At 74.4% G+C, this 320-nt stretch carries 1 pseudogene; it reads right to left on the reverse strand.

The window, feature by feature from the left end:
• Nucleotides 1–320, reverse strand: a pseudogene (locus tag D180_RS22380) (hypothetical protein); the annotation flags it as partial.

Consider the following 320-nt stretch of genomic DNA (forward strand, 5'->3'; position numbering starts at 1 on the left):
GTTGGTGGACAGCAGCCAGTTGTTGAGGGTGACCGCACGGTCGATCCGTGCCCAGTCCAGCCAGGCGCCGATGCCGCCGCACAGGCCGCGTACCGGCGCGGCCAGCGCGCCCGGCAACAGCCGCGCGGCTTCCTCGGCGGCGTAGTCGGCATAGGTGGTGCGCGGCGAGCACACCCAGGCGTTGCCCGGGTGGCGTTCGCCGACCGTCACCGGCAGCGCGAGCGCGCCGGCCTGCAGCACCTCGATGCGCGCATGCGCGTTGTCGGCCAGCTGCTGCGCCTCGCCGCCGGCATGCAGCGCGGCGAAACGCTGCAGCTGCG

Origin of the sequence: Xanthomonas sp. SHU 166 (genome assembly GCF_000364685.1) — a bacterium.
Classification (GTDB): domain Bacteria; phylum Pseudomonadota; class Gammaproteobacteria; order Xanthomonadales; family Xanthomonadaceae; genus Xanthomonas_A; species Xanthomonas_A sontii.